The sequence below is a fragment of the Acinetobacter tjernbergiae DSM 14971 = CIP 107465 genome (assembly GCF_000374425.1).
Classification (GTDB): Bacteria; Pseudomonadota; Gammaproteobacteria; order Pseudomonadales; family Moraxellaceae; genus Acinetobacter; species Acinetobacter tjernbergiae.
This window is the reverse complement of the sequence record NZ_KB894380.1, coordinates 1-22,737: the sequence shown is the minus strand read 5'-3', so window position 1 is coordinate 22,737 and position 22,737 is coordinate 1. Positions and strand designations below refer to the sequence as shown.

General features: G+C 39.0%; 19 protein-coding genes. 11 read left to right on the top strand and 8 right to left on the bottom strand.

Annotated elements, in window-relative coordinates; genetic code table 11:
- Positions 1 to 20: 20 nt before the first annotated feature.
- The 5 genes from C502_RS0116890 (at position 21) to C502_RS0116870 (ending at position 4,549) form a co-directional block, all read left to right on the top strand.
- Complete coding sequence (locus tag C502_RS0116890) at positions 21 to 680, top strand: hypothetical protein (protein WP_018679966.1); 660 nt, start codon at positions 21 to 23, stop codon at positions 678 to 680.
- 203 nt (positions 681 to 883) lie between these two features.
- Complete coding sequence (gene rodA / locus C502_RS0116885) at positions 884 to 2,026, top strand: rod shape-determining protein RodA (RefSeq protein WP_018679965.1); 1,143 nt, start codon at positions 884 to 886, stop codon at positions 2,024 to 2,026.
- A gap of 19 nt (positions 2,027 to 2,045) precedes the next feature.
- A complete protein-coding gene (gene mltB / locus C502_RS0116880; RefSeq protein ID WP_018679964.1) occupies positions 2,046 to 3,047 on the top strand; it encodes a lytic murein transglycosylase B in 1,002 nt (333 codons plus the stop codon).
- Positions 3,048 to 3,333: 286 nt separating this feature from the next.
- Entirely contained in the window at positions 3,334 to 3,945 is a 612-nt protein-coding gene (locus C502_RS0116875) for a septal ring lytic transglycosylase RlpA family protein (protein WP_018679963.1), read from the top strand.
- A gap of 151 nt (positions 3,946 to 4,096) precedes the next feature.
- Positions 4,097 to 4,549 (top strand): Mpo1 family 2-hydroxy fatty acid dioxygenase, encoded by a 453-nt coding sequence (locus C502_RS0116870; protein WP_018679962.1) that lies wholly within the window; start codon positions 4,097 to 4,099, stop codon positions 4,547 to 4,549.
- A 40-nt stretch (positions 4,550 to 4,589) separates the two neighbouring features.
- Here C502_RS0116870 and C502_RS0116865 read toward each other — a convergent pair whose 3' ends face one another.
- Together C502_RS0116865 and sthA are read right to left on the bottom strand one after the other, a co-directional pair.
- Entirely contained in the window at positions 4,590 to 5,066 is a 477-nt protein-coding gene (locus tag C502_RS0116865) for a DUF3465 domain-containing protein (protein WP_018679961.1), read from the bottom strand.
- A gap of 80 nt (positions 5,067 to 5,146) precedes the next feature.
- The gene (sthA, locus tag C502_RS0116860) at positions 5,147 to 6,562 is read right to left on the bottom strand and encodes a Si-specific NAD(P)(+) transhydrogenase (protein ID WP_018679960.1); all 1,416 of its coding nucleotides are present in this window, start codon (positions 6,560 to 6,562) and stop codon (positions 5,147 to 5,149) included.
- Positions 6,563 to 6,752: 190 nt separating this feature from the next.
- On the opposite strand from sthA, the gene lipA reads away from it, so the two are divergent.
- Positions 6,753 to 7,766, top strand: a complete 1,014-nt coding sequence (gene lipA, locus C502_RS0116855) for a lipoyl synthase (protein ID WP_018679959.1) — start codon at positions 6,753 to 6,755, stop codon at positions 7,764 to 7,766.
- 390 nt (positions 7,767 to 8,156) lie between these two features.
- Positions 8,157 to 9,860: a DUF4394 domain-containing protein gene (locus tag C502_RS0116850; protein ID WP_018679958.1), complete on the top strand. Its 1,704-nt coding sequence runs from the start codon at positions 8,157 to 8,159 to the stop codon at positions 9,858 to 9,860.
- A 70-nt stretch (positions 9,861 to 9,930) separates the two neighbouring features.
- Here C502_RS0116850 and C502_RS0116845 read toward each other — a convergent pair whose 3' ends face one another.
- The 3 genes from C502_RS0116845 to C502_RS0116835 all read right to left on the bottom strand — a co-directional run bounded on the left by C502_RS0116845 (position 9,931) and on the right by C502_RS0116835 (position 16,212).
- Positions 9,931 to 11,037: a beta-ketoacyl-ACP synthase III gene (locus C502_RS0116845; RefSeq protein WP_018679957.1), complete on the bottom strand. Its 1,107-nt coding sequence runs from the start codon at positions 11,035 to 11,037 to the stop codon at positions 9,931 to 9,933.
- 46 nt (positions 11,038 to 11,083) lie between these two features.
- The gene (gene hrpA, locus C502_RS0116840; protein ID WP_018679956.1) at positions 11,084 to 14,938 is read right to left on the bottom strand and encodes an ATP-dependent RNA helicase HrpA; all 3,855 of its coding nucleotides are present in this window, start codon (positions 14,936 to 14,938) and stop codon (positions 11,084 to 11,086) included.
- Positions 14,939 to 15,051: 113 nt separating this feature from the next.
- Entirely contained in the window at positions 15,052 to 16,212 is a 1,161-nt protein-coding gene (locus tag C502_RS0116835; RefSeq protein ID WP_023274768.1) for a sterol desaturase family protein, read from the bottom strand.
- Between the two features lie 516 nt (positions 16,213 to 16,728).
- Between C502_RS0116835 and ahpC the strand changes: the two genes are divergently transcribed.
- Complete coding sequence (ahpC, locus tag C502_RS0116830) at positions 16,729 to 17,292, top strand: alkyl hydroperoxide reductase subunit C (RefSeq protein WP_004662563.1); 564 nt, start codon at positions 16,729 to 16,731, stop codon at positions 17,290 to 17,292.
- 259 nt (positions 17,293 to 17,551) lie between these two features.
- Positions 17,552 to 17,764, top strand: a complete 213-nt coding sequence (locus tag C502_RS0116825) for a KTSC domain-containing protein (RefSeq protein ID WP_018679954.1) — start codon at positions 17,552 to 17,554, stop codon at positions 17,762 to 17,764.
- Between the two features lie 46 nt (positions 17,765 to 17,810).
- Here C502_RS0116825 and C502_RS0116820 read toward each other — a convergent pair whose 3' ends face one another.
- On the bottom strand, positions 17,811 to 19,016 hold the full coding sequence (locus C502_RS0116820) for an alkane 1-monooxygenase (protein ID WP_018679953.1): 1,206 nt from the start codon (positions 19,014 to 19,016) through the stop codon (positions 17,811 to 17,813).
- Between the two features lie 122 nt (positions 19,017 to 19,138).
- Between C502_RS0116820 and C502_RS0116815 the strand changes: the two genes are divergently transcribed.
- Complete coding sequence (locus C502_RS0116815) at positions 19,139 to 20,188, top strand: helix-turn-helix domain-containing protein (RefSeq protein WP_018679952.1); 1,050 nt, start codon at positions 19,139 to 19,141, stop codon at positions 20,186 to 20,188.
- Here C502_RS0116815 and C502_RS0116810 read toward each other — a convergent pair.
- Both C502_RS0116810 and C502_RS0116805 read right to left on the bottom strand, forming a co-directional pair.
- Positions 20,165 to 20,752, bottom strand: a complete 588-nt coding sequence (locus C502_RS0116810) for an O-methyltransferase (RefSeq protein WP_018679951.1) — start codon at positions 20,750 to 20,752, stop codon at positions 20,165 to 20,167. The two genes, C502_RS0116815 and C502_RS0116810, sit on opposite strands and share 24 nt — an antisense overlap.
- Before the next feature lie 38 nt (positions 20,753 to 20,790).
- Entirely contained in the window at positions 20,791 to 21,009 is a 219-nt protein-coding gene (locus tag C502_RS0116805) for a DUF1653 domain-containing protein (RefSeq protein ID WP_018679950.1), read from the bottom strand.
- Between the two features lie 232 nt (positions 21,010 to 21,241).
- Between C502_RS0116805 and ahpF the strand changes: the two genes are divergently transcribed.
- Positions 21,242 to 22,737 (top strand): alkyl hydroperoxide reductase subunit F (gene ahpF, locus C502_RS0116800; protein WP_018678011.1); only part of this gene is annotated, 1,496 nt, incomplete at its 3' end.

Genomic DNA, 22,737 nt, shown 5'->3' with positions numbered 1-22,737 from the left:
GATATAGAGGACGTTCTTCAATGACCAGTTATTTCGGTATTCTTCCATCAGCAACGTTGAGTCAGGATATTCAACTTGCTCAAGCCAACCGTGACAGTAAAGAGCCACAATACCCTTTACGTGACAAAATTTCTCTACAGCTTACTGATGAGTTAATTGACACCATGTTGGTTCATTTGGTTCAACAATTTCCACCAAGTGATAAACGAGATACCACTGAAGAACTTGCTCAAAAAATTCGTAGCATCGTTTCAACATTAATGAAGCAATTGTTAGGCAAAACTTCGAATGACCAAGTTTTAGAATCATTGGCATTCATGGAAAAAAGTTTGTTTACTGACAATGAAGGTAAACAACGTATTGGTGCTGTTTTGCCTGACAATCTTGTGATTGAAATGAAAAAGAGTTTTGCTGAAGTTGCTGCTGGAAACGGTAAAGAACAACGTGATGCGCTGACTCAGCAATTTAAATCTTTTGCTGATGTTCTAACCCACCATTTCATGACTGAATACAATAAAACACTCGGTCTAGGTATGGTGAAACGTGGCGTTGCAAGTGTTGCAACAAGTGCTGTTGAGACTGCGGTTCATATTGTAATTAAAAAGCTTATTCCGAGCTTAAGCCAAGCTGAATTAGATGTATTTACTAAGCATTTCGATCAGTTATTGGTTCAAAAATAAATCTTAGTTAATCAAAAAGCGACTATGACAATATAGTCGCTTTTTTATGCATACAAGAAACACATTAGATAAATATAATAGAATAAATGTCTTCACTTCTCGTTCAACACGCTCTGTTGCATGACAGAACAAAGCGTTGCTTTGGTCTTGCTCACGTTTATGTTAGCATTCGCGAAGCGTTGATTTACTAGATTTAGAATCGCATGTCTCCAAGCTCACAATACAAATTCTTACGTCAAGCACCTCGTGATGGCTTGAGCACAGCAACACATCTCTCCCGTTGGCAACAACTGCATATCGATCCTTGGCTTTGTCTGTTTTTAATTTTAAATGCCTTGCTAGGGCTGACGGTCTTATATAGTGCTTCGGCACAAGATGTTGGACTTGTCAGCAAACAAGCGATTAGCTTTGGGATTGGCTTTGTGGTCATGTTCAGTTTGGCGCAAATTCCACCAAAAGTTTATCAAGCATTTTCACCTTACTTTTATATATTTGGCGTACTGTCACTGATTGCAGTGGTCATTTTTGGTGAAGTTCGTATGGGTGCACAACGCTGGATTGATATTCCTGGTTTCGGAAGTGTGCAACCCAGTGAATTTATGAAAATTGGCATGCCAATGATGATTGCTTGGTTTTTATCACGTAAAGCATTACCACCAAGCCTTTCACAAGTTGTTTTGTCTTTAATGCTCATTGTTGTACCTTTTCTACTGATTGCAGAACAACCCGACTTAGGTACATCTTTACTGGTTCTTGCCAGTGGTATTTTTGTGCTGTTTTTAAGTGGATTATCTTGGCGGCTTATTGCAGCAGCAGCAGGTGTTGCTGCGGTTATTATTCCAATTGCATGGGAATTTTTACTCCATGATTATCAACGTCAACGTGTTCTCACGCTTTTAGACCCCGAAGCTGATGCATTGGGTACAGGTTGGAATATTATTCAATCAAAAACAGCAATTGGCTCAGGTGGTTTTTCAGGTAAAGGTTTTTTAGAAGGGACTCAATCTCATCTGCATTTCTTACCCGAAGGTCATACCGATTTTATTATTGCTGCTTATTCAGAAGAATTTGGTCTTATTGGCGTCACTCTACTTATTCTGCTTTATTCTGCGATTATTTTTAGAACATTCCAAATCGGCTTACAAAGCTTTCATAACTATGGTCGCTTAGTCGCTGGTGCATTTGGTTTGTCATTTTTTGTTTATGTATTTGTAAATGCAGGGATGGTCAGTGGTATTTTACCTGTAGTCGGTGTGCCTTTGCCTTTCATGAGCTATGGTGGAACAGCAATTATTACCCTGATGTCAACTTTTGGACTGGTTATGTCTATTCATACACATCGATAATGAGGAATTTTATAAACACATGTTTCTTCCTAATTTAAATAAAACGTTTAGACTCCTTGCTTTAGCTGCTAGTTTGTTCTTAGGCAGCAATTGGGCACAAGCGAATGACTTTTATACCCATCCTAATTACGTTGCTTTTAAACAAAAAGCGATGACCACATATGGATTGAGTAGCGAACAAATTGATGCTGCTATGAGTGGCGCACGCAACTTACCTAATATTCTCACTATTATGACTCGTCCAGGTGAAAGCAAACCTTGGTATGACTATCGCTCAATGTTTTTGGTTGACGGTACCATTCAACGTGGTGCTAACTTTAAAAATCAGTACGAAGATGCACTGAATCGCGCAGAGCAGCAATTTGGCGTACCCAAAGCAGTCATTTTAGGTATTTTGGGTGTAGAGACAGGTTATGGCGCGAATAAAGGGGCTTTCATTACTCGAGATGCACTTGCAACCCTCGCCTTTGGCTATCCACGTCGTGCTGACTATTTTAGTGATGAATTAGCGGCACTGATCGCATGGACATATAAAGAAGGCTATCCAACCAATAGTATTGTAGGTTCTTATGCTGGTGCAATTGGTTACCCTCAGTTTATGCCAAGTAATATTCAAAAATTAGGGGTGGATTATGATGGTAATGGTCATATTGATTTAAGAAACTCAGCAACTGATGCCATTGGTTCTATCGCCAACTATTTAGCTCAGCATGGTTGGCAACGTGATCGCCCAATAGGCTTCCCTGCACGTTACTTAGGTAACAACCCAGAAAGTATTATTGCTCAAGATTTAACGCAGCCAACCCCCTATGGTGAGTTGAAAAGGTTAGGAATTTCCCCTATTGACCCTTTAGTAAAAATTGATGACTTGGACTTGGTTAATGTCATTCAATTACAAGACCAATTTGGTCCAATTTACTATATTACTTACCCTAATTTCCAAGTGATTACGACCTATAATAAAAGCCGTATGTATGCCACTGCTGTATGGTTATTGGGCACTGAAGTTGCTAGCCGTTAGGTTAGCTTTTTCACAACATTATGAAAAGTCAATAATTTTTTTATTATAAAAGTATAGATACACAGCAAAAGTTACCTTTTGTTACAATATTGATTATTTTTTAACCACAAACTGTAAGTTTTCACCCTTTTTGTAATTATTTATCGTTAAAGACTAGACACACTTCGTAAGCGATGAATATTATCCACTCAAGTAAAGTAATTGCAAAAGTGAATAATTAGACATGTGCACTATATTTCAAAGTGGTTTTTGAAATAGAAAAGCATGTTCTCTAGGAGTTTATACAATGCAGTTTTCGCTAAAATATATTATAGCGCTGACAGCAGGCTTAAGTTTAAGCCCGTTACATGCTGAAATGGTACAATCGACATCAATCAATAATGATGTCGATGGTTCTAATTTAGCAGCCCGCGTATTGAGCAAAGATGCTCAAAATTTTAATTCGCGCTTTTCTAATGTTAATAGTCTTTCAATCACTGAGAGTTCAGGTGACCAAATCCGTCGCCAAACGATTGCTGCAAAAATTGATATTCCTGAAGACGAGCCTTCAGTGATTGAAAAACTGAATACTGTTGCTTCAAATACCGTTCGCAAATTCAGCCAAAATGGCGTTGCATCATGGTATGGTCGTCAATTTCATGGTCGTAAAACCGCAAGCGGTGAAACATTCGATATGAATGGATTAACCGCCGCACACCGTAGCCTTCCTTTAAACTGTTATATCCGTGTAACAAACAAAGATAATGGTAAAAGTGTTGTTGTCAAAGTGAACGATCGTGGGCCTTTCCATGGTAACCGTGTTCTCGATTTATCTTATGGCGCTGCAAAGCAACTAGGAATGTCTGGTTCAGGTACAGGTAATGTCAGCATTGAACGAGTGGATGGACCTAGCTCTTAAGTACATTCATTTATCTCCAACAAAAGCCACTTCATGTGGCTTTTGTGTTTTCTATAGCATGCGCATATTAGAGTCTATTGAATCATTTTGACCCTTATTCTTTTCTTCGGTATATTGAGTAAATAAAAATGAATACTGCAAGGAGCGCGCTGTGAAATCGATTGATGAATGGTTTGATGAATACAGTGATAGCCATCAAAACCAAACCAATAAAAAAATTCACTGGGTCTGTGTCCCAGCGATTCTTTTTTCCATTATTGGTATTCTTGCCCATTTCAGCACCCTACTCACCGCATTACTACTGGTACTTACTTTGGTTTTTTATGCACGCCTAGACATCGTGCTTGCAGTAGCGATGGCAGCGTTATTAGTGGTGATGGCATGGCTGATTTTGATCCTGCCTGTAGGCGTTGGATTCTATATCGGGATTTTTGTGATTGCATGGATTGGGCAATTTTATGGGCATAAAGTAGAAGGTAAAAAGCCTTCTTTCTTTAAAGACTTACAATTCCTCCTGATTGGCCCTGTATGGTGTATGGACGCTTATTTAGCTAAAGTACTACCTAAATGGAAATCTCGTCAAAAATTGGCGCTTACAAGCTGATTTAGAGTACATAAATAGAATTGGGGATAACGGGAAAATATTATTGATATGTTTTCCCCTTATATTTTAGCCAACCATCACTATGTTTTCCTTGCGGATCATGGTGCGTCCAATGAATGACTCCGCCTTTTGGGTTGTATTCATATTCTCCAAAAAATGCAACTGTATCGCCCTTTTTTAGCCCGTCTATTCTTGGTGCTAAATCAATATTATGCGCGATCAAAACCGTTAAACCATTCTCCAGTTTTAGAATCATTTTCTGATGCCTTGAGCCTTCATTGTCATCAGGCAAAACCGCTTTTACAATTCCTTGTGCTTGAACTTGAAGATTGCTTCGTTGCTGCTGGTAGGCTTGCATGATCTGTTGTTGATCATCTATCACAACCTCTATTGAACGTGGCTGTGCCCTTACATCATGAGTTGTATTTTGTTTCTGCTTGAAGTCTAAGCCCCAATAGATCACAGCAAGAAGAACGACAACCACAACAATCATTAAATTATTTTTCTGAGCTTTCATAGCAAGCCTTTTATTTAGACGTAGATAGTAAAATGCCAATCAAGTTGATTGGCATTCAGATCATACAAAATCTAGATGACTTAGAACAAACGATTCATACCATTTAAAGAAGCCACACGATACGCTTCTGCCATAGTTGGATAGTTAAATGTCGTTTCAACAAAATACTTTAAAGTATTGTCTGGACTATGCATCACCACTTGCCCAATATGAATAATCTCTGCTGCATTATTACCAAAGCAATGGATTCCCAATACTTCCAAAGTGTCACGATGGAATAAAACCTTTAATTCACCCACGGTATCGCCCGTGATTTGTGCGCGTGCCAAATGACGGAAAGATGCTTGCCCTACTTCATAAGGGACTTTTTCTTCAGTCAATTGCTGTTCAGTCTTACCAATTGATGAAATTTCGGGAATCGTGTAAATCCCTGTTGGCACATCTCGAATCGGTTTAACATTTTTCTCACCGACCATATTTGCACCTGCACAACGACCTTGGTCATAGGCAGCGGAAGCAAGTGATGGCCAACCAATCACATCACCCGCAGCATAAATATTGTCAACTTCAGTTTGATATTGGTCATTCACCATCAACTGACCACGACTATTCGGTGTTAAACCAACATTTTCTAAGCCAAGACCATCGGTATTTCCTGAACGACCATTACACCATAAAATTGCATCAGCTTTGATCTTCTTACCACTCAGCAAGTGCAACACAACATGGTCATCAAACGTTTCTAAACGGTCAATTTGTTCATTGTGACGAATTAAGACACCTTGCTCACGCAAATGATAAGACAGCGCATCTGCAATTTCATCATCGAGATAACTTAATAATTTTTGCTGAGTATTGATCAAATCAACTTTATGATCTAAACCAATGAAGATCGATGCATATTCACAGCCAATAACACCGGCGCCATAAATAATAATTTTTTGAATTGAATAATCAAGATCTAAAATCTTGTCTGAATCAAATACACGCGGATGATTAAAATCTAAACCTTGAGGTTGATATGGACGGCTACCTGTCGCAATCACGATCTGCTTGCAAATGATTGTATCTTTCGTGCCATCCTGTCCAAAAATCAAAACTGTATTTTTGTCTTGGATATAAGCACGACCATGAAAAACTTCAATTTTATTACGGTCATAAAACCGTGTATGCGTATCAACTTGCTGCTGAATGACTTTATGTGCATTACGTAAGACTTGTTTCATGGTGAATTGTTTCCATTCACCTACTTTTTGAAACATTGGATCACGTTGATAACGAATAATACTTGAAACCGTTTGACGTAAAGCTTTACTTGGAATCGTTCCTACATGTGCACAGTTTCCACCGAGTTGATCACGAATATCAACAATTGCAACTCGTTTACCTGCTTTTGCAAGCTTCATTGCCGCGCCTTCGCCAGCTGGGCCAGAACCGAGAATGACTGCATCATACTTAACAACATTCCCACCAACGACCTCTTTCTTACGTGGCATTCAAAGCTCCTTTGACTCTTAACCATTTATTGCTTTATAGATGATAACTACTATGCGTTGAATTAATGTATTTCTCAACTATATATTTTTATATATTTACATTTTCAAAATGAATACCTATTTCATCCTATACACCAATAAATTTGACTATAATAATCGAATATCTCAAGTAATAGGTTGTAGAAAATACATGTCTGAACACCGTAAACCAGAACAGGGGATAAAACTTCGTGGCGCAGAAAAAGTCGCAAGAATTCCTGTAAAAGTTATTCCTACGGTTGAAGTGCCTCGTAAACCAGACTGGATTCGCGTCAAAATGGCTGCCCCTGAAGAGGTTCAGCGTATAAAAACAACTCTACGTTCGCAAAAACTCCATACTGTTTGTGAAGAAGCTGCCTGTCCAAATCTGCCTGAATGTTTTGGTGGTGGTACAGCAACCTTTATGATCATGGGTGATATTTGTACTCGCCGTTGCCCGTTCTGTGACGTTGCACATGGTCGTCCAAATGCCCTTGACCCTGATGAACCACGCCATATGGCAGAAACCATCTCTAATTTAGGTCTTAAATATGCCGTCATTACCTCTGTAGATCGTGATGACTTATTAGATGGTGGCGCTCAGCATTTTGTGGATTGTATTAAAGAAGCTCGTGCACTTAGCCCAAAAACGTTGTTAGAAATTTTAGTACCAGACTTTCGTGGTCGTATGGATATTGCTTTACGCATCATGACTGAATGTCCACCCGATGTATTCAATCACAATATTGAAACCGTACCTCGCCTATATAAAGCGATGCGTCCAGGTTCTGATTATCAGCATTCTTTAAATCTGTTAAAAATGTTTAAAGAATACTGTCCTGATGTCCCAACCAAATGTGGTTTGATGGTGGGTATTGGTGAAACTGAAGAAGAAGTGATTGCTTTATTAGATGATCTTCGTGCACATGATGTGGACTACGTGACGATCGGTCAATATCTACAACCATCTAAGCAACATGCACCAATCGACCGCTTTGTAACACCAGAAGAATTCGAGCGTTATGCTGAGCATGGTCGTAAACTTGGTTTTAAAAATATTTGGTCAGCACCAATGGTTCGCTCAAGCTACTTTGCCGATCGCCAATATCATGGTGAACCTGTTCCAGCAGTACGCCGTAAAGTCGATCCTGCTAAGAAAATTGCTGTTCAGGTGGTTGAAGCATAAACCTCTAGTAGATAAAGAGAATTAGAATTCTCTTTATCTACGCTTCTCTAAATAAAGATGTCCAAAATTAATTAACCTCAGTTCGAATCTTTAAAAACAATTCTGTTCATAAAATAAATGTTCATTAAGCGCTGTGAAGCCCATGTGAATAATTACAACTCACAACTTAATTACAAAAAAATCACTTAAAAACATTAATTTACTTCATATATAGACACTTATATCCTGAGTAAAGTTTATAAATTTTTTTGAAATCATCCACCTGAAAATTATTCGCTCAAATTTTTCAGTTCAAAAATTTTTACATTGTCCTTACGCCAACAACAAGAAGTTCAAAAGATATGGGATATCTTTCTTCTTACAAAAACATATCAATCAGGATTAGAAAAAATGAATAAAAAAATGACTGCCCTAGCTGTTGCAACACTCAGTAGTTTGGCATTATTAGGTTGTAATAGTGATTCAAATGATGACTCTGAATTATCCAATAACAACACTGGAGATACTTTAATTCTAACCAATGATGGAATGATTAGTTCTATTGACCGAATGACACCCAACAAAATCGTATCCAATCTCAAAATCACAGGCTTACAATCTGGTGATGAATTGGTTGGTATTGATTATCGACCTAAAGACAGCAAGCTTTATGCGGTTGGTTTACTTGGAAATATTTATACTCTCAATCCAACAACAGGCGTTGCAACCTTTGTCAGAAAATTAATGGCAGATCCAGCAGATACCACTGATGGAAATACCCCGTTCAGTCAGATCATTGGCAATCCCAATCTCATTAGTGTTAACTTTAATCCTGTCGCAGACCGTTTACGTGTGATTAGTGATACAGGACAAAACCTTCGAATCAATGTCGACACAGGTGCAACCATTACCGATGGTAGCATTAAGCTGACTGAAGCTAATCCTGCAGTGGTTGCAGCAGCATATACCAATGCTTTTGCTGGTACAGGCTCAACCAAGCTATATAGCATTGATCAAAATTCTGACCGAATTTATCTACAAAATGCGAATGCAGGAACACTCGGAATTTCAGCGGCGCTAGGTGCAGATATTAATACCAATGGCGGTGGCGGCTTTGATATTGATCCCGTGAATAATGTTGGCTTTGCTGCACTCAAACTCACTTCAGGCGCCTATAAATTTTATCAGCTTAACCTGGCAAATATTGGTAGCAGTAATGATACCGTTTATGCATCAAGTGATTTGGCGAATAGCTTTAATTCAATGGGTATTCGGGGAATTGCACTAAAAAGAGCAAGCGATGCAACAGCACAAGGCTTTGGCCTAACTGCAAATAACAAGTTATTAAATTTCGCGTTAAACAATCCAAATACAGTAACTGAAAAAACCTTAACAGGTTTACTCGTCGATGAGAGATTCATTGGCATTGACTATCGCTTAAGAACCTCAACAGAGCATTCAGCAAAGCTTTACGGAATTACCAATAAAGCCAACTTATATACCATCAATACAGACACTGGTTTGGCTAGCTTAGTCACCGCATTAAAACCTGCAACAGGCAGCAGTTTTACTGCGCTAGAAGGGACAAGCTTTGCGGTTGATTTTAATCCAAGCGCTGACCGTTTACGTGTGATCAGCAATACAGGACAAAATTTAAGAATCAATGTTGATACAGGCGATACACTTAAAGATGGTGATATTAATGGTGCGACAGGTGCAAAAGTGACAGCAGCAGCCTATACCAATAGTTTTAAAACGTCTGTAGCGGCCCTAGCCACGGAACTTTTTGATTTAGACCAAGGTAACAAAACACTGACTAAACAAAGTCCACCGAATAATGGCACACTAAATTTAATTGGAGATTTGGGCATTAATTTGGGAACAGATAGTGGTTTTGATATTGCAGGTGGAGACAATGGTTATGCCCTTGCAACTATTTCAGGTGAATCAGGTGCATCTGTTCTTTATCGCATTGATTTAAATAGCGACACTACAATTACAACCCCACGTGCAAGATTGGCAATCAATGCCGATGGTGTACCCAATTTAGCTGCATCCACGATTGGAAACAACACAACACCTCAAGTTATTGATTTAGCTATTTTATTCAAATAAATCCACTCAACCAATAAAAAAACACCACATTATATGATGTGGTGTTTTTTATTAAATATTTAACTAAAATTTATACAATGTGTTTTTGTACAATAATCGAACCCACTGAATAACCCGCACCGAATGATGAGATCACCGCATATTCACCATTATCCACTTGCTCTCCCGTGCGATGCATCGCAATAATGACACCCGCAGAAGACGTATTGGCAAATTCATCTAAAATAATAGGTGCGCGCTCTAAGTCGGCATCTTTACCCACAACGAGTTTTAAAATTAATTCGTTCATATTGGCATTGGCTTGATGTAACCAAAAACGTTTGATCTGTTCAGCGGACAATTGCAACTTTTCTAATTGTGCAGTGATCATTTTTGCAACCAATGGACATACTTCTTTAAAGACTTTACGACCATCTTGACGGAACAACTTATCATCCACAACCGCATCTTCACTACGGTTTAAGAAACCAAAGTTGTTACGGATATTATTTGAGAACTGAGTAAACAAATGAATATCTAAGATTTCGTAACCTGATTTAGTTTCAGTTTCTTCGATAATTGAAGCCGTTGCCACATCACCAAAGATAAAATGTGCATCACGAGTACGATAGTCTAAATGACCAGAAGTAATTTCGACATTCAACAATAATACACGGCGAGCGCCACATTTCACCGCATCATAAGCTTGCTTTAAACCGAATGTCGCAGCAGAACATGCCACATTCATATCATAGGCATAGCCTTGAATGCCAAGCGCAGATTGAATCTCAATCGCGACTGCAGGATAAGCACGCTGCATATTTGAACAAGCCAAAATTACAACATCAATATCTGCTGCGGTAACGCCTGCATTTTCCATCGCTTGTTTTGCCGCAATAACACCCCACTCCGCTTGAAGTGAAAGCTCATCATTGCTACGTTCTTGCAAACGTGGACGTAAACGAGTCGGATCAAGGATGCCTGACTTTTCGACCACATAACGGCGCTGGATACCAGATGCTTTTTCAATAAACTCAGGGCTTGAGCCACGTAAAGGCTCTAATTCACCTGCCGAAATTCTACCTGCATTGTCTTGATTATATTGTTCTACATAAGCATTTAGGCTTTCAACCAACTCTGCATTGGAAATAGATTCGGTCGGGTGAAATAAACCTGTACCTGTTATACGGATGCCCATGTAAAACTCCTGTAAAGAATGGTTCTAACTTTCATCATTGCTCAGTTTAACCGATTGCTAAACGATCCCATAGTTTTTGTAATCTAGTTGGTGAAATAGGCAGCTTTGTTTTCATCGGTTGAGAAAACAAGGAAATCCTAAATTCTTCCAACATCAAATACATCTCTTTGATCTTAGAATCATTTTTAAATTTAAATACTTTGTCCATCCACGGATCAACATCATTAATTGCAGCAAGGTCACGTTGTAGATTATTTGGCAAACGATCTAAACGCAATAGCAAGGCCTTTAAATAACGTGGGTATTCCTGCCAAATCTCAGCAGGTCGACGATAAACAAAGTTTGCTAATGACATTAAATCAAGTTGATCTTCAATGTCATCAACACTTCGACCAAAAATTGCTTGATCTAACAGCAAAAGTTCACGGCGAACTTGTTGCCATTGTGTATACACCTCAGTTAAATCAGCTAAGGTCTGTTGACCATGTGCTAAAAACTGTTTTTTAACATCCGTAACAAGCTGCTCAAATTCATTGGCATTTTTAGGCAGTTCTTTAATAGAAACTTGTAATGTGGCATACACCAGCATCTGTTCCAATTTCGCCCGATCACCCAATGGCGAATATGCCAAAGCCAAAGGCTTAGAAATTTGTTTTTTCAACTGGCGAATTAAATCACCCAACTGCATATGCACAAGACGAATAATACCATCTCGATGTAGCCTAATCGCTTCATCTTGGTCATTAAAGGTTTGAATCACTACACCTGATTCATCTTTTACATCGAGATCAGCAAAGGCTTTGTTTGGAACTAAAGCCTGATATTGCTTGACCACAACACCTGTCACTTTCTGTGAAGCTTCAAAAATAAAGTTTTCAGGGAAAGTTTGAAATTCACCTGCTTGTTGCTTGACTGGACGATGGGTTTCAACACGACAACGCGCCTTGAGTTCATCCAAGTCACGACCTTGTGCAATCAATTTACCTTTTTCATCAACCACTTTAATGAAAGGTATCAGATATTGATCAATGCGTTCAAAAGAAAAGTCTTTTTCAGTAATTTGCTCGCCACGTAAAGCAAAAGCCAAATATTGGAAAAGATGTTCACATAAATGTACAGCATCAATTGCCTGTATCAGCTTGCGTGTGGTATCTGGGATCGGAACTAAATTACGGCGCTTATCTTTTGGTAATGCCTTTAATAAAGCTTCGATTAAATCCTGTCGCCAACCTGGAATTCCCCAAGACCATAATTTCTCATCCACTTGTGGCAAAGCCTGCACAGGGATTTTAACCGTTGCACCATCTTCATCATGGCTTGGGTCAAAGCGATAACTTGCAGCCAAGCGGAGTTGCCCATTATGTAAGAAATCGGGAAATTGTTGTGTGGTTGGTCGATCATTCATCCATAACGCATCATCGTCAACAAATAGATAACGTGGATGTTCAGGTTCAATTGTGGCACGCCAATCTTCAAAACTACTTCGACTGGCAATTTCAGTCGGTACTTTCTCAGCATAGAACTGGTAAATGGTTTCTTCATCCACCACCAAGTCACGACGACGCAACTTATCCTCTACCCGCTCAACTTCTTCCAGTTTCAATAAATTGTGTTTTAAAAATGGTGGTGTAGTGCCTAAATTACCCGTGGTCAGCGCATCACGTAAAAAGATTTCATGCGCTGCGGGTTGATCCACTTTTTCAAAGTTGATCATTCGCTTCGGTTCAATGATTAAACCAAACAATGAAATTTGCGCATAAGCATTCACAATGCCAGCTTTTTTCGACCAGTGTGGCTCAAAATAATGATATTTCAATAAGTCACGTGCAGCCAACAAAATCCATTCAGGATCAATTTTCGCTAAAGTGCGTAAATAGACTTGCGAGGTTTCCACCATTTCAAATGCCATAATCCAAGCGGTATTGGTTTTATGCAAAGTGCTGGCTGGAAAGACTTTGGCTTTTTGCTGACGTACCGCCATAAAGGTATTACGTTCATCAGTTTTATTGGCAATAAATGAAAGCAAACCTGTTAATAAAGCTCGATGTAGATTTTCATAATTGGCTGCTTTTTCATTAAAACTGAGCTTTAAGCCTTCAGCCAATTCAACCAATTGCTGATGAGTTTGTTTCCATTCACGTAAGCGCAACCAGCTTAAAAAGTGCTGACGTGCAAATTGGCGACGCTTGTTTTCAGATTGCGTATCAGGACTGGTTTGTAGCGTATTCCAAAGTTTTAAATAGAATAAAAAGTCTGAATCAGCTTCTTTGAATAAAGCATGCTTTTGATCGGCCTGCATCTGTTTATCAGCAGGTCGTTCTCGCGGATCTTGAATCGCCAAGGCACTGACAATAATCAAGGTTTCCTTCAACACCCCAAAGTGCGCACCACCAATCAACATTCGGGCTAGTCGTGGATCAATCGGCATACGTGCCATCATTTGACCGACTTTGGTTAAATCATTCTTACGTTCATTTAATGCGCCCAACTCAACCAAGAGCTTACGTCCATCATTGACTAAACGGAAATCAGGTGGCTCAATAAAATCAAAATCTTCTAAATTACCTAAACCCAAACTTTGCATCTGTAAGATGACAGAAGCTAAGTTGGTTCGTTTGATCTCTGGTTCGGTAAACTCAGGACGACTTTGAAAATCTTCTTCGCTATACAAGCGAATACAAACACCTGCCGCAATACGCCCACAACGCCCTTTACGCTGATTTGCTGCCGCCTGTGAAATCGCTTCGATCGGTAAGCGCTGCACCCGTGAGCGATAGTTATAGCGAGAGAGACGAGCGAAACCGCTATCAATCACATAACGAATGTTCGGTACAGTCAATGCTGTCTCTGCAACGTTGGTTGCAATAATAATGCGTCGCCCTTTACCACTTGGACTGAAAATCTTTTGCTGTTCAGCCAGTGCCAAGCGTGCATATAAAGGCAAAATTTCAGTATGCCGCGGACCATGCTTTTGTAAGGTTTCTTGCAGCTCTCGAATCTCTTGTTCAGTACTCGAAAAAATCAAAATATCAGCGTGTTCAGGATGACCCTTGGCATCTGCATCGGCAAAACACTCTTCAACTGCTTTTACGACTGCACGTGGTAGGTTTTCTTCAAAATCATCAAATTCATCATCATCACTCCCCCCAATGCTTAACTCTGAAATCGGGCGATAACGCAGTTCAACAGGAAAGCTGCGCCCTTCAACCTCAAAAACAGGTGCATTATAGAAATATTGACTAAAACGATTTACATCTAAAGTCGCTGAGGTCACGATCACTTTTAAATCAGGGCGTTTCGGCAAAAGCTGCTTTAAATAACCCATAATAAAATCAATATTGAGTGAACGTTCATGCGCCTCATCAATAATAATGGTGTCATATTTTGAAAGGAATCGGTCATTGGTCAATTCAGCCAACAAAATACCATCCGTCATTAAACGAACGATGGAATCTTGCGAACCCTGCTCATTGAAGCGGATTTTAAAACCAATTGACTCGCCGAGCTTTTCACCCACTTCTTCGGCAATACGTTGCGATACGCTACGTGCAGCCAAACGGCGTGGCTGAGTATGACCAATCATGCCTGTAAGACCACGACCCGCCAACATAGCGATTTGAGGAAGCTGGGTGGTTTTCCCCGACCCCGTTTCACCTGCCACAATAATCACTTGATGCTCTTGAATCGCTGTAATCAAACGATCTGCATATTGTGTTACAGGTAAGTCTTGATTGAGTTTAATCTTGGGAAGTCGTGCTAAACGTTGTCTAACTTTATGATTTGATTGTTCAATCAGTTTTTCGATTTCTGCTGTTTCTGTTCTTTTATCTTTGCGCAGTCGATTTAAACGGTGACGGTCACGTGCCATAACCCATTGATCTACATTTAAATGACTCTGCACTGAACAGCTTTCCTGAAAAACAAAATAATCGGCTATTTTACGCCTTAAAGCCTTGCTATGCAAAGGAACTCCATCAATCTCTTTGCGATATTGATGGAGTTGTCTCTATATTTTTAAGATTTAGATGAATGATCAAAGCGCTTACGCAAACGTTTCACATACTTTTTAAACGGCCACGCAAATTGTTTCACAAAACTATTTGGAATATTATACCCCACTGTGCCATACACACTCGCCAGATGATTTGGCATATACACACTTTTGAACATCACGTCATATAGTGGAATAAATGCGGCATAATTTTTATCAATGGCAGGCTGTTCTGAAGAATGATGCCAATGATGAAACTCAGGGGTCGCAATTAACCAACGTAAATATGGAAAACGAAAACGTACATTTGAATGAATAAATATGGCGTGGAAAGAAATAAAGATGAGATAAGCAAATACCGCAGAAGTATGAAACCCAAGTAGGAAAATAGGCAATGTCGCGATAAAACGTGTCATTAATACTTCTACAATGTGTAAACGCGAAGATGCGAGCCAATCCATATATTCACTGGAATGATGAATCGCATGAAAACGCCAGAGAAAATTGATTTCATGCATAGCTCGATGCAACCAATATGTCGTGAAATCCACCACAATCAACAACTCGATGAACTGCAACCAAATGGGCTGAGCTTGGACATAAGGTACAATTGGATTATTCGGCAGATGGGTAATCCAGTACTGAATCGGCATCACAGTCAGAAAAGTAAAGAGCTGAATCCCGATATGACTAAACATGAAATATTTCATATCTGTCACCCAACCCACCCTTAAAATCTTTTGATCAGGATTTTTAGCGAAGAATCCCTCAAGTGGAATAAAGATAAGTGCCAAGATCACAAGTGTTAAGATGAAATAATCAATGCCTGCATAAAAAGGTAGGCTTGGAAGCATTGGTGCCTTGATTAAACCACAACCTAAAACTGCCGCCACCAAAGCAAAACATAGCCCATAAAAGCCATAACGATTTTGTCGGAAAAGCGAGCTAAAAATCCCAAAACCACTACTCAGTGCGATACCCGCCATTAAACTAAAATAGAAAATATCATAATACTTGGCATAAACAGGACGTAGTTCGGGCGTGGTCAATACAGATGGAAACATAAAGCACAACGCGCCAAATATGCTTAACAGTCCAAGGGACATCGAAATGAAAGCACTTATCTTTCCCAAGCCTGCATTAAGTTCTAAGTTTTCGAATTTTGCTCTTAATTGATCAGTCATTGTTTGTATAAATTTCACTCTGTATGTGAGAAGTCAAACAGCTCACTTATAACTTTATAATTTTTCTCAAATTAAATACGGTTGAGCATTTCAATGAGTTTGTGCTGATTCTAAAACAATCATGTAATCAAGTACAAGTTAATAAAATAAATGCCTCCACCGACCAATACCCCCTTAAATCTTCTCATCAAAAGCTAAATGGCAAAGCATTTAATCGTATATCTTGGTTTTTTATATATTTTTAGATTTTTTCAATTTTACCCTTGAATTTTGACAGCATAGACTGCATGTTGTTATGCAAGTTAGTTCTGGATATTTGTCATTTTTACTTCATATCATTGGAGTCAAATAGACCAATATCTCTGGGTGAAAATCGTGAAATCTTTATACATTCAATTTTCCGATTCTAGTCATGTAAAAATACTATTTCCCCAATAACCAAAAATTCTTTATTCTTGACCTTGTAAACAAGTAAGGCATTAGCCTCTCAATAAAACCTCAATCATGGAGACAATGATGAGCTTAATTAATACTGAAGTTAAACCATTTAAAGCTGATGCATTCCGTAACGGTGAATTCATTCAAGTAACTGATGCTGATCTTAAAGGCAAATGGTCTGTTCTTATTTTCATGCCAGCTGCATTTACTTTTAACTGCCCAACTGAAGTTGAAGATGCTGCTGAAAACTATGAAGAATTCAAAAAAGCTGGTGCAGAAGTTTATATCGTAACAACTGACACTCACTTCTCTCATAAAGTATGGCACGAGACTTCTCCTGCTGTAGGTAAAGCTCAATTCCCATTAGTTGGCGACCCTACACATCAATTAACACGTGCTTTTGATGTGCATATTGAAGAAGCTGGTTTAGCTTTACGTGGTACGTTCATCATCAACCCTGAAGGCGTAATTAAAACTGCTGAAATTCATGACAATGCAATTGCGCGTGATGTATCAGAAACTTTACGTAAACTTAAAGCTGCTCAATTCGTAGCAAGCCACCCAGGCGAAGTTTGCCCAGCAAAATGGAAAGAAGGTGAAGCAACGCTTGCTCCATCAATCGACTTAGTTGGTAAAATCTAATTCTTTAGATTTGACAATGTCGTGAAGAACCACTCTTTTTAGAGTGGTTTTTTTATCTTTAATTTTGAAAATCTCCCAGCGATATCCAATTCATCAACGCTCATGTGATCGCAATTTTTTTACAATTCTTATACTTATAAATTTAAAGCAAAATTCATTTATCAATTGTCAGTTCGCATTACATAGCGTAATGTCAAATTATGAAACAAAAGAGTTTTTTATATGTACTGAATGATCAAACTAAAATGGGGGCAAATGTATGGAAAAAACTGTTGTTGTAACCTCTTGGAAATATGATGTTTCTTCACGTTATTTAAAAATTTTCTATAGCAATGGCACTGCTGAGCTTTATCACCCTGTTCCAGAGTTTATTTATAATAATTTACTACGCACCTCGGATAAGAGCGCATTTGTTCATAAATACCTTGAGTTTGATCTTCATTTTAAGCGACTTTGTCTTTTAGCTTCATAAACAAAAAAATCAGCCTATTCGGCTGATTTCTTATATTTAAGCTTGATCAAGCAACATCTACTTTTTTTGCATAATGTGCTGCATATTTTTCTAGCAACTTTTCTTTTGCTTCAGGATGAACATTCATCTTATCTAGATCACCCTTATAGTGTTCTACAACACGATCATCCATGATTTTCGACCACCATGAAGGAATAAATGCTGGCAAAATCATCGCACCATAACCTGCGGGTAATTGCGGTGCATCTTCAAAATGACGCAAGGTTTGGAAACTTCTGGTTGGATTAGCATGATGATCTGAATGACGCTGTAATTGATACAAGAACAGATTGGTCACGACATTATTATTATTCCAGCTATGCTCTGGCAAAGTACGTTCATATTGACCATTGGCTTTCTTTTCACGTTTCAGACCATAGTGCTCAATATAGTTCACTGATTCAAACAAGGTAATTGCATAAGCAGCCTGAGTCACTTGGAACGGTACTGAACGTACTCCAAACTTGCTAAACATGGCTGCATGGTACACCGCAGACATTGCCCAACCATGTATCAACTCATTTTCTTTACAGAAGAATGGTAATTTTTTACGCGCTAAACGATTTTTTTCAATTTCAATTGCTGATTTAAAGCTACCAATCACAGTACGAGGTAAAAACTTCCAGAAGGTTTCACCAAGTCTTGATGACGCAGGATCTTCTGGTGTTGCAACACGACGGTGATGACCATATGGATGTTCAATACGGAAATGGTTATAACCCGATGGTGCTAATGCTAAATGTGATAAATAATGTTCAAGTCGACCACCTTTATGGCTCAATTCGTGTGCCGTATTAATCGCAATACCATTGACCATTCCCACCAACGTACCAAGTAAAGCTTGATCTGCAAGCGACGTACCTTTACGGCTTGCCAAATAAGTGCCGTAAATATTGGTTGCATATTGTAATGGAATAAAAAGTTTAACAATTCGAGAATAATATGGATCAGCTTCTAAAGCTGCAATCGAATCAAGTGGTGGATTTTCTGTGTCTTCACCAATTAATTTATCAAGTGTAGGAATCACCCCATGAATAAACAATGGACCAAATGATGCAAAGAATTTTTTGGTTTTTTTCGGGCCAAATTGATAACCCGCTAACCCCCCCATTGCAATCGTTGGTACAGCCAAACCCAATAACCATAAATGACGTTTTTTATCTTTAAAAGTTGTTGTTGCTTGCTCTACATCCAGTTGAGTATGCATATTCATTAGAAACTCCTCAATCCAACACAAAATGTTCTGCTTGAATTGATTGTGTTCTTTTAGCCCCCCTCTATATTATCATTTTAAGACTTGATATTATCATTTTAAGACTTTACTGGATTTTTATTGTGCAAAAGCAGCAAATCCCTGTGATTCCATCACGTTATTATTTGCGACTGATCGAAATCTTGATTGGTACACATCAGTACGATAATGAGTTGTTAAATGCATTTCATAGCGAGCTTTCTAAAACTGAACTTTTATCCATCCAACAAATTGAACAATTTATTGCACTTGGCCTGAGCCTACCAAATACAGAAGATTTGGCTTTTGAACTCGGTAAAAATCTAAAACTCAGTTCGCATAGTTTGGTTGGCTATGCACTGATGACGAGTCCGAATTTGGAACATGCACTGAGACTCATCGCACAATATTTTCGGCTAATTATGCCGAGCTTTAAACTATCGATTCAATTTCCAAACCACCAACACAAAGTTGAATTATTACTTGAACCCATCTTACAAATGAATAAGCCATGTCTGGCATTTCATATCGAAGCGATTGCAGTTGGATTTTATTACAGTCTATTGGAACTCGCGGGGCAACAATTACAACGCTATCAGATTTATTTGAGTGTACCTGAGCCTGTTTATGTCGAACGCTATCTTCATCTGGTGAAAGCAAGTTTTCATTTTAATTATACGTGGCTATCAGGTATACGCGTGGTCATTGATCAACAACAACTGGCACTGCCCTTACCTTTGGCGGATGCACATAGTTTAAAAGTGGTCGAACAACGTTGTCAGGAACAAATTCAAAAAATTTATCATCAGGGAGAAATCGTCGAGTGGGTCAGTATGATGTTAAGACAAGCCAATCAGATTCCAACATTAACCGAATGCGCTAAAGTTTTGAATATTTCCACCAAGACTCTACAACGTTATTTGCAACAACAAGGCGTTGAATTTCAAAATTTAAAGCAGCAGATTAGCACCGAGCGGGCCATTGATTTATTAAAGAATTCCAAGTTTACCATCACCCATATTGCTTATGAATTAGGCTACTCGAACCCTGCCAACTTTACCCGTGCATTTAATAAAATTATTGGTTGTAGCCCACAAAGCTATCGCCTAAAACATCAAAATCAGATGCCCTTACTTCAGGACAACCATACATAGACCAGCACCAACAGGCAAAATGGTACTCATATAGTTTTCATCTGCTTTGATCAATTCAAGAAAATCTTTCACTTCTGCGGAATGTGAAATGACATTATCCACAATTAAGGTACTGCCTGAAGACTGTAATAATTTCTTTAAATCGTTCCAATAACTCACATAACTGCCACGCTCAGCATCCAATAAAATTAGATCAAATGGCTCATGTGCTTGCTGCAGATAGACCGAAGCATCTCCTACCCAAAAATCAATCAAATTTTCTAGACCAAATTCTTCAGCATATTTCTTTGCTTGGGCACTGCGAAAAGCATTGATTTCCAAGGTTTGAACCTGACCACCGATGGCTTTTACAGCCTCAGCCAACCATAAGGTTGAATAACCTGTAGACGTTCCAATCTCTAAAACCCGCTTGGATTGTTGTGTACGAACCAACATAGCGAGCAATTTAGCAGATTCAGCTTCAATATTTCGGTAACGTCTTAAACGATCAGACTGTCGAGCATCATGCTGCTTAAATTCATCATATAAATCAGCAATACGTTGTAAAAAAACGATGCTCGTCATGTCTCATCTCCGTAATACTTAAACTCAAAGTATCAAATTTAGGTCGCTTGTACCAACTTAAAACGTGGAATAATTTGCCCATCTTCAAGTTGAACTGTTTCGATAAACATTGCCAATGGACGTACCCACATCGAGTAATCCCCATATAGGCATTGATATACAACGAGTTGCTCTTCTGTTTCACTATGTCGAGCGACATTAAAGACCTGATAAAGCTGCCCTTTATAGTGCTGATAAATGCCACGCTGTAATACCATGTGATTTGCTCCTTATATATGCCATGAAATGATTGCAGTTATATAACAAGTTCGATTCGATTCACATTTTTATGCGGAGAAATAAGCAAAAGTTTTACAAATTCAGCTTAAAATTCAAAAAACCGATTATTTTCATAAAAACATACTGTTTTACCTATTTATATATTTTGCGTACTATAGCTTCATTGAATGAATTTAGCTGATTTAAACTGCTTAGAATTTGGAGAAATACATGTTAGATCAAAATATTAAAACGCAATTAAAAGCTTATTTAGAACGTTTAGAAAGTCCAATCGAGTTGGTCGCTGCTTTAGATGACTCGGACAAAGCCGCAAAGATCAAAGAACTTGTGACTGAAATTGCAGAACTTTCTGATCAAGTCACGGCACGTTTTGATGGTTCAAATACTCGCCGTCCTAGTTTCGGTGTAGCCAAAGCAGGCGAACAACCACGTGTGTTCTTTGCTGGTTTACCGATGGGACATGAGTTCACTTCTTTGATCTTGGCTTTATTACAAGTGTCAGGTTATGCGCCTAAAGTGTCTGATGATGTGTTAAATCAAATCAAAGGCTTAAACTTGAACTCAAATTTTGACGTGTTTGTCTCATTGAGCTGCCATAACTGTCCAGATGTGGTTCAAGCCTTAAACTTGATTGCCATCTACAATCCAAATGCAACTGCAACCATGATTGATGGCGGTTTCTTCCAAGATGAAGTTGAAGAACGTAAAATCTTGGCTGTGCCAATGCTGTTCCAAGACAACGAACATATTGGACAAGGTCGTATGACTTTGGAAGAAATTGTTGCTAAGTTAGATACCAACTCAGCTGAGAAAGATGCCACAGCACTCAATGCCAAAGATGCTTTTGATGTATTGGTGATCGGTGGTGGCCCTGCAGGTGGTACAGCGGCGATCTACGCAGCACGTAAAGGCATCAAAACAGGTATCGTTGCTGAACGCTTTGGTGGTCAGGTCATGGATACCATGGACATTGAGAACTTCACCACAGTTCAAAAAACCGTAGGTCCAAAGTTTGCTCAAGATATGGAAGCGCATGTACGTGAATATGGCGTGGACATTATGAACTTGCAACGCGTGAGTAAAATCACAGGTGCAGATCAAACTGCCAATGGTCTGGTTGAAGTTGAATTGGAAAATGGGGCTAAGCTTGAATCGAAAACCATTATTCTTTCAACAGGTGCACGTTGGAGAGAAATGAATGTACCGGGTGAAGCTGAATACCGTACCCGTGGTGTAGCGTACTGCCCACACTGTGATGGCCCACTCTTCAAAGGCAAGCGTGTTGCGGTGATTGGTGGGGGTAACTCAGGTGTAGAAGCAGCAATTGACCTTGCAGGAATTGTAGAGCATGTGACGTTAGTTGAGTTTGATACCAAGCTTCGTGCAGATCAAGTGTTGCAAGACAAGTTAAATAGCTTGCCAAATACCACTGTGATTTTGAATGCACTCAGTACAGAAGTGGTGGGTGATGGTGCTCAAGTAACGGCGTTGAAATATAAAGATCGTGCCACTGATGTTGAACATACGGTAGAACTTGCCGGAATCTTTGTACAAATCGGTTTATTACCGAACACCGATTTCTTGAAAAACAGTGCCGTTGAACTCAGCAATCGTGGTGAGATTGTGATTAATGATCGTAACGAAACCAATGTCAAAGGTGTATTTGCCGCAGGTGACTGTACCACCGTGCCGTACAAGCAAATCAT